Origin of the sequence: Ralstonia sp. RL (genome assembly GCF_001683835.1) — a bacterium.
GTDB classification, from domain to species: Bacteria; Pseudomonadota; Gammaproteobacteria; order Burkholderiales; family Burkholderiaceae; genus Ralstonia; species Ralstonia mannitolilytica.
This window is the reverse complement of the sequence record NZ_LWRX01000143.1, coordinates 1-7,739: the sequence shown is the minus strand read 5'-3', so window position 1 is coordinate 7,739 and position 7,739 is coordinate 1. Positions and strand designations below refer to the sequence as shown.

Annotated in this window: 6 protein-coding genes and 1 pseudogene; 1 reads left to right on the top strand and 6 read right to left on the bottom strand. The window is 68.6% G+C overall.

Annotated elements, in window-relative coordinates; genetic code table 11:
• Window positions 1–404: pseudogene (locus tag A6M56_RS13355) on the top strand (DUF2157 domain-containing protein); the annotation flags it as partial.
• A gap of 9 nt (window positions 405–413) precedes the next feature.
• Here the strand turns inward: A6M56_RS13355 and A6M56_RS13350 are convergent.
• From A6M56_RS13350 to A6M56_RS13325, 6 genes are all read right to left on the bottom strand, one after another.
• On the bottom strand, window positions 414–1,790 hold the full coding sequence (locus A6M56_RS13350) for a sensor histidine kinase (RefSeq protein ID WP_286758184.1): 1,377 nt from the start codon (window positions 1,788–1,790) through the stop codon (window positions 414–416).
• Window positions 1,787–2,458 carry a response regulator transcription factor gene (locus A6M56_RS13345; protein ID WP_286758183.1) on the bottom strand — a complete coding sequence of 224 codons (672 nt, stop codon included), beginning with the start codon at window positions 2,456–2,458 and terminating at the stop codon, window positions 1,787–1,789. The genes A6M56_RS13350 and A6M56_RS13345 overlap by 4 nt, the downstream gene beginning before the upstream one ends.
• A gap of 65 nt (window positions 2,459–2,523) precedes the next feature.
• Entirely contained in the window at window positions 2,524–3,030 is a 507-nt protein-coding gene (locus tag A6M56_RS13340) for a DUF2846 domain-containing protein (RefSeq protein ID WP_286758182.1), read from the bottom strand.
• Window positions 3,020–6,109, bottom strand: coding sequence for an efflux RND transporter permease subunit (locus A6M56_RS13335; protein WP_286758181.1), 3,090 nt, complete (start codon window positions 6,107–6,109; stop codon window positions 3,020–3,022). Before A6M56_RS13335 ends, A6M56_RS13340 begins: the two co-directional genes overlap by 11 nt.
• Entirely contained in the window at window positions 6,099–7,250 is a 1,152-nt protein-coding gene (locus A6M56_RS13330; protein WP_286758180.1) for an efflux RND transporter periplasmic adaptor subunit, read from the bottom strand. The genes A6M56_RS13335 and A6M56_RS13330 overlap by 11 nt, the downstream gene beginning before the upstream one ends.
• On the bottom strand, window positions 7,247–7,739 hold a 493-nt coding region (locus A6M56_RS13325), incomplete at its 5' end, for a TolC family protein (RefSeq protein ID WP_286758179.1). The genes A6M56_RS13330 and A6M56_RS13325, both read right to left, overlap by 4 nt.

Genomic DNA, 7,739 nt, shown 5'->3' with positions numbered 1-7,739 from the left:
TTTTCGTCGACCTGCGCTCGCGCCGCAGCAAGGATTACGCGTTCTGGCTGTACCTGTTCGGGCTGCTGACGTTCTGCGGCGCGCTGTCGATGATGGGCAACGGGCAACTGGCGGGCAAGCTGGTGTACCTCGCGATCCACTTCGTGCTGGTGTTCGCCGGCACGGTGCTGGCGCGGCGGGTGTTCGCGGTGTTCGGCGGCATCGGCATCGCGGCCGTGCTGTCCGACCTGTCGTGGCACCTGTTCAAGAACAGTTTCGGCTTCGTGCTGGTGCTGACGGTGCTCGGCTTTGCGCTGATCGGGCTGGGGCTGTGGTGGAGCAGGCATGAAGCGGAAATTTCGGCGCGCCTGCGCGCGGTGCTGCCGGCGGACCTGCGCGAGCTGCTGGAGGCGCGCCACGCGTGACGCTCCGGGTCAGCGGCCGGTTTCGCCGGCTGCGGGGAGCGGGAACTCGACCCGGAACACGGTTCCCTTGCCGTTGCTGCCCGGTTCGATGGAAATCGCCGCGCCGTGGTCCTGCACGATGTCGTGCACGATCGCCAGCCCGAGCCCGCTGCCGGGCAGGTTTTCGTCGAGGCGGTAGTGGCGCTCGAATATCTTTTTGCGCTGCTGCGCCGGGATGCCGGGTCCGCAGTCCTCGACCACCAGGCAGCCGGCGGCGCCGGTCTGGTAACAGCTGACCGTCACCATGCCGCCGGGCGGCGAGTAGCGCACCGCGTTGTCGATCAGGTTGTCAATCAGGTCGTGCAGCAGGAAGCGGTCGCCCATCACCCGCGTCGGATGCAGGTCGAAGCCGATGTCGATGCGCTTCTTGTCGGCTTCCTGCACGAAATGCTGGATCGATTCCTCGACCACCTTGTCCAGCGCCACCAGGCCGAGCCGGTTCTGTTCGAACTGGCTCGGTTCGGCGCGCGCCAGCGCGAGCAGCTGGTTGGACTGGCGGATCATGCGGTCGGTGGACGACAGCATCAGGCTGGCCGAGCGCGCGGTGTCGGCGTCGCCGGCATGCCGCTGCTGCAGCCATTCGAGCTGGGTCTTGAGTCCGGCCAGCGGCGTGCGCAGCTGGTGCGCGACGTTCGCCAGGAAGTCCTGCTGCGCGCGGGCGCTGGCCTGGGCGCGCAGCAGCAGCTTGTTGATGGCCGTGACGAACGGCCTGACTTCTGTCGGGGCTTCCTGCTCGGCCACGGTTGACAGGTCGTCGTCGCGCCGGCTGTCCAGCTTTTCCTGCATCGCCCGCAGCGGCAGCAGGCCTTTCCTGACCGCGAACCGGATCATCGCTACCGAAACCGCGACCAGCAGGCCCTCCAGGAAAATCAGGGCGACGATGATCTCGGAGCGGATCGCGTGCCTCTTGCGCAGCGTTTCCGCCACGCCGATCAGCACTTCCCCGCTGCCGATGTCGGTCTTGAGCGTGATGACGCGCACCGGTTCGCCGCGCATCGCGCCGTCGCATACCGCCGGCTCGTTTGCCGCCTCCGGCAGGCAGGGCAGCGGAAAGTCCTTGTCGCCGAGGATGGTCTTGCCGGCGGCGTCGCGGGCCATCAGGTAGACCGCGTCGAAATGGTCGATGCGCAGCACTTCCTCGGCCTGGAGCGACAGGTCGGTCTCGATGCGGCTGCCCACCATGCGCAGGTGCGGGATCAGCGCCCAGGCGGCGTCGGCCAGGCTCTGGTCGAAGGCGATCTGCGCCGGTATCCACGCCAGCCAGTAGGTCAGCGCGGCGCCGCCGATGTTGATGGCCAACAGCGGCGCGATCAGCCACTTGAGCAGGCTGCGGCGGATGCTGCTCACGGCGTTTCCGCCTTTTCCAGCATGTAGCCGAAGCCGCGGATGGTGCGGATCGCCACGCCGGCGTCGGCGATCTTCAGGCGGATGCGCGACACATATACTTCGACCGCGTTGAGCGTCATTTCCTCGCCCCAGGGCAGGATGGCGTCGATGATCTGCTGCTTGGAGACCACGCGCGACGCCTGCTGCATCAGGTATTCGAGCACCGCCCATTCGCGCCCCGACAGCTCGATCGGCTGGCCGTCGACCGTGGCGCGCCGGGCGAACGGGTCGAGCGACAGCCGGCCCACCTGCAGTTCCGCCGGCTTGGGATTGCTGCGCCGGACCAGCGCCTTGATGCGCGCGACCAGTTCGGGCGTGGCGAACGGCTTGACGAGATAGTCGTCCGCGCCCAGCTCCAGCCCGTGCACGCGGTCGGTGATGGCGTCGCGCGCGGTCAGCAGGAGCACCGGCAGGTTGCTGCCGCGCGCGCGCAGCCGGCGCACGACCTCGAAGCCATCGATGCCGGGCAGGCCGATGTCCAGCACCACCACCGCGACCTGGGCATGCTGCAGCATCCAGTCGGCCTCGCTGCCGGTATGCACCACATCGACCACCATGCCGTGTCCTTGCAGGACGCGGCGTATGCCGTCGGCCAGGACGGCGTCATCTTCAACCAACAGGACATGCATGTTCGGTCACCGGATTCGTTTTCTGCAAGCCCGGCCGGCGGCGCCGTCCGGGACGTGAGCGCCCATTATTCGCCTTCCGCACCGGACTTTACAAGCCTTGATTGCGCAATCGCCGCCTGCGCCGGTTGCGCCTCCAGCGGCCGCAGCTGGCCCGAGACCGTGAAGAACAGCAGCGAGAACCGGTTTTCGACATACCGGATCCGCCCCGGTTCAAGATCGAGCTCGATCTCGGCGTCGCGGTCGGTGCGGGCGGCGATGCGGTGCGTGCCGGCAGAGGTGTCGATCACCGCATAGGTCTGCGGCGCCAGTTCCCGCATCGGCCTGCCGTCCAGGAGGATGGTCGATTTGACGGCCGGCGCCATGGTGCCGGGGCGCAGCACGTACACCCTGGCCCGGCCGTCCGGCGGCGGCTGGAAGCGCTTGGCTTCGGCATCCTCGTCGGCGCCGGCCAGCGGTACGGTCGCGCATTGCACCGCGCGCAGCAGGCGCCGGCAGGGTGTGCCGGCATCCCCGGCCTGCGCGCCGTGCAGCGCACAGCTCATCGCGAATAGGGCAATCAGTCTATTTCTCATTGTCCTTGTCCGCGAAATAAGGATAGGCCAGCGGCAGCAACAGCAGCGTGAAGAAGGTCGCCGAGACGATGCCGCCGACGATCACCACCGCGAACGGGCGCTGCGTCTCCGAGCCGATGCCGTGCGACAGCGCGGCCGGCAGCAGGCCGAGGCCGGCCATCAGCGCGGTCATGATGATCGGCCGCAGGCGCGCCACTGCGCCCTCGACGGCGGCCACCGCCAGCGAGGCTTCGCCGCGCGCGAGTTCCACGATCTGCTCGACCATGATCACGCCGTTCTGCACCGAGATGCCGGCCACGGCGATGAAGCCGACCGCGGCCGACACCGAGAAGTGCAGGCCGGCCAGCGCCAGGCCGGCGATGCCGCCGATCAGCGCGAACGGCACGATCAGCAGCACCAGCGTCGCCTTGCGCACCGAGCGGAAGGCCCAGAACAGCAGGGAGAAGATCAGCAGCGCGGTGATCGGCACGATCACCGCCAGCCGCTTGACCGCGCGCTGCTGGTTTTCGAACTGGCCGCCCCAGGTGATCTGATAACCGGGCGGCAGCTTGACCTGCTCGCGCACCTTCTGCTGCGCCTCGGCCACGAAGCTGCCCTGGTCGCGTCCGATCAGGTTGGCCTTCACCGACGCGTTGCGTCCGCCGGCCTCGCGGCTGATGCGCGCCGCGCCCTGGCGCACCTCGATGGTGGCGATGTCGCCCAGGCCGACGGTGCCGGCGCCGCCCGGCAGGTTGACCTGGATGCCGGCGATGTCGTCGATCGCGTCGCGGTACTGCTCCTTCAGGCGCAGCGTGATGTCGAAGCGCCGGTCGCCCTCGTAATAGGTGTTGACGGCGCTGCCGGCCAGCGCGGTCTGGATGGCGGCGTTGGCGTCGGCGACGTTGATGCCAAGGCGCGCGATCTTGCCGCGGTCGATGGCGATGTCCAGCTCGCTCTGGCCGCCGATCTTCACCGCCCCCACGTCGGTGGCGCCGGCGATGCCGTTGAGGATGGAGGCGATCTGCTCGCTCTTTTGCGTCAGGATCTGCAGGTCCGGCCCGAACACCTTGACCGCGATCTCGCCTTTGACGCCCGACAGCGACTCTTCGACGTTGTCCTGGATGACCTGGGAAAAGTTGGTCGGAATGCCGGGGATGGCGCGGATTTTCTTCGACATGCTCTCGATCAGCGCATCCTTGTCCGCAAAGCGCCAGGTGCCGCGCGGCTTGAGGTCGGCCAGGATCTCCATGTTGTTCGGGCCCTTGGGATCGGTGCCGTCGTCGGGGCGGCCGACGTGCGAAATGACGTCGCCCACTTCCGGATAGCTGCGCAGGATGGCGCGCACCTGCCGTTCCACGTTCTTGGTGGTCTCCAGCGCGCTGGACGGCGGCAGCGTGATGGTCAGCCAGATATTGCCCTCGTCCAGCTTGGGCAGGAACTCGCTGCCCAGCAGCGGCGCCAGCGCCAGCGTCACCGCGAGCGTCGCCACCGAGGCGGCCATCACGATGAAGCGCTTGCCGGCGGCGCGCCGCAGCAGCGTGCGGTAGCGCTGCTGCATGTGCTGCATCCAGGCGACGTGCTTTTCCGCCATCGTATGGCGCCGCATGGTCAGCGCCAGCAGCGTCGGCACGAAGGTCATGGTCAGGATCAGCGCGCCCAGCATCGCGAAGCTGAGCGTGAGCGCGACCGGCGAAAAGATCTTTCCCTCCACCCGCTGGAAGGTGAAGATCGGGATGAAGGCGACGATGATGATGGCCTTGGCGAACAGGATCGGATGGCCCAGCTCGGCCACGGTCTGCTTGAGCGTGTGCATGCGCCAGCCCATGTCGGCCGACGCCATCGCGGCGTCGAACTGGCGCGCGGCCAGCCGCACCATCAGCGCCTCGACCAGCACCACGGCGCCGTCGATGATGATGCCGAAGTCGACCGCGCCGAGCGAGATCAGGTTGGCCGGGATGCCGCGGGCGTTGAGCATGATGAACGCGAACAGCAGCGACAGCGGAATGACGGTGGCCACGATCAGCGCCGCGCGCCAGTTCTGCAGGAACACCACCAGGATCGCGATCACCAGCACGGCGCCCACCAGCAGGTTCTCGCCGACGGTGCGCACGGTGTGGTCGATCAGGTGGGTGCGGTCGTAGATCGGCCGGATGCGCACGCCACGGGGCAGCTTGGCGTTGACCTCCTCGATGCGCTCCTTCAGCTGCCCGATCACCTTGGCCGCGTTGCCGCCCTTGGTCATCTGCACGATGCCTTCCACCACGCTGTCGCCGTCGTTGAAGGCGACGATGCCGGAGCGCGGGCGCGCGCCGATGCCGACCTCGGCCACGTCGGACACCAGCACGGTGTTGCCGCCCTTGGCGGCGACCACCACGCGGCCGATGTCTTCCAGCCGCGTGAAGATGCCCATGCCGCGGATGACCAGCGCCTCGTCGCCGCGCCGTACCAGGCCGCCGCCGACGTTGGCGCTGTTGCTGGCCAGCGCCTGGCTCACCTGGTCGAGCGTGACGCCGTAGCGCTTGAGCGCGTGCGGATCGACCCGCACCTGGTATTCCTTGACCGTGCCGCCGAAGCTGACCACGTCGGCCACGCCGGGCACGATGCGCAGCTGCGGGCGGATCACCCAGTCCTGCAGCGAGCGCACCTCGTTTTGCGGCATGTCCGCCGGCGCCTCGACGATGTAGCGGTAGATCTCGCCGACCGCGGTCGACAGCGGCGCCAGGCCCGGCTGGATGCCGGGCGGCAGGGTGACGTTCTGCAGCTTTTCCAGCACCTGCTGGCGCGCGAAATAGTCGTCGGTGCCGTCCTCGAAGGTCAACGTCACCACCGACAGGCCGGTGATGCTCACCGAGCGCAGCTGGGTCTGGCGCGGCACGCCGCTCATCTCGCGCTCGATCGGCAACGTCACCGTGCGCTCCACCTCTTCCGGCGCCTGGCCCGGATACTGGGTGACGATCTGCACCTGCACATCCTGCACATCCGGGAACGCCTCGATCGGCAGCTCGCTCAGCGCGCGGTAGCCGAACAGGCCGAGCGCGGCCACCAGCACCAGCACGAACACGCGCTGGGTCAGGACGAAATCGATCAGCTTATTGAGCATCGCCGGCCGCCTCGGAGTTGAGCAGGAGCGCGCCTTCGGTCACCACGCGCTCGCCGCCGGAGACGCCTTCGATGAAGCTGCTGTCGCTGCCCCTGACCGTCACGGTCACGGCGCGCTTCTCGAAGGTGCCCGGCTGCTTTTCGACGAACACGTAGCTGTGCAGGCCGTCCGCCACCAGGCCGGTGTTGGGCACCTGCACGCCCGTTTTCCGCCCGTCGGCCAGGAAGGACACGCGGGCGAACATCTCCGGCTTGAGCTTGTGCTCGGGGTTCTTCACGCTGCAGCGCACCTGCACGCGCCGCGTGGCCGGGTCGAGCGCGAGCCCGACCCGTTCCACGGTGGCGGCGAAGCGCTCGTTCGGATAGGCGTCGGTTTCGATGCTCACCGCCTGCCCCGGCCTGATGCCGCCGATGCTGCGCTCCGGCACGTCGGCCAGCACCCACAGGCGGCCGATGTCGGTGATGACGAACAGCGGATTCTGCAGGTCGGGGCGCACCTCCAGCCCCGGATTGACCTGCTTGTCGGCCACTACGCCGGCGATCGGCGCCTTCAGCCCGAACTTGCCGTTCTCGTTGCCGGCGGCGTTCAGGTTCTTCATGCGCAGCGCGGCGCGCCGGGTTTCGGCCACCGCCTGCAGGTAGTCGGCCTGCGCCGATTCATAGTCCTTGCGCGCGATCACCTCGTGCTCCAGCAGGCTGCGGGCGCGCTCCAGCGCCAGCTTCTTGCGCAGTTCGTCGGCCTGGCCCTTGCGCCAGTCGGCCTCGGCATTCGCCAGTTCGGGGGAGTCGATGTCGAGCAGAACGGCATTGCGGCTCACGCGGTCGCCGATTTCCGCGCGCACGCCCACCACGCGCCCCGGGATCGGGGAACTGACGCGCGCGGTGACGTTCTCGTCGTAGGCGATGCGGCCGTTGACCGGCTCGGCCACCGGCAGCGGCGCCTCGGACACGGGCGCGATCCGCAGCGCCGACAATTCGGCCGCGCCCGGCGCGAACTGCACGATGCCCGGCGTGCGCCTTGCCGCCGGCATCTCGGTCTTGACCGGCTCCTGCGAAGCGGCCAGCTGCCGGGCGCCGGCCACGACCGCGACGGAAACGGCCGCGATGCCGATCGCGGAAAGAATCTTGGCGCTCGTTTTCATTTCTCGCTTTCCTCCAAAACAGTGGCGCGCCACGCCGCCAGGGCCTTGGCGTAGTCGGCCTGGGCCGACACCGCTTCCAGCTGCGTCGCGCGGTAGGTGCGGCGCGCATCGAGCACGTCCATGACGCCGATGGCGCCGTTCCTGAACGCGTATTCCGCGGCGTCGGCCGATTTCCTTGCCGCCGGCAGCAGTTCCTGGCGCAGGCGCTGCACGCGCTCGGCCGCGGCCTGCACCTCGTGCAGCGCGCCGGCCAGTTCGCCGCGCGCGATGCTGCGCGCCTTTTCCAGGCTCTGTTGCGCCGTATCGAGGGCCGCCTGCGCGGCGCGGATCTCGCCCTCGTAGTAGTAGCCGGTAAACAGCGGGATCTGCAGCGACACGCCGTAGCTGTTGCCGCTGCCCTGCGGATTGGCGGCGCTGGCCGGGTAGTGTTCGAATTGCAGGCCGACCGACACGTCGCGCGTGCGGGCGGCGCGCGCCAGTCTGGCAGCC

What these genes read in the sequence shown, in the direction of transcription:
- A6M56_RS13345 (WP_286758183.1), bottom strand. Translation starts at nt 2,458, where the DNA reads ATGCATGTCCTGTTGGTTGAAGATGACGCCGTCCTGGCCGACGGCATA.
- A6M56_RS13340 (WP_286758182.1), bottom strand. Translation starts at nt 3,030, where the DNA reads ATGAGAAATAGACTGATTGCCCTATTCGCGATGAGCTGTGCGCTGCAC.
- A6M56_RS13335 (WP_286758181.1), bottom strand. Translation starts at nt 6,109, where the DNA reads ATGCTCAATAAGCTGATCGATTTCGTCCTGACCCAGCGCGTGTTCGTG.
- A6M56_RS13330 (WP_286758180.1), bottom strand. Translation starts at nt 7,250, where the DNA reads ATGAAAACGAGCGCCAAGATTCTTTCCGCGATCGGCATCGCGGCCGTT.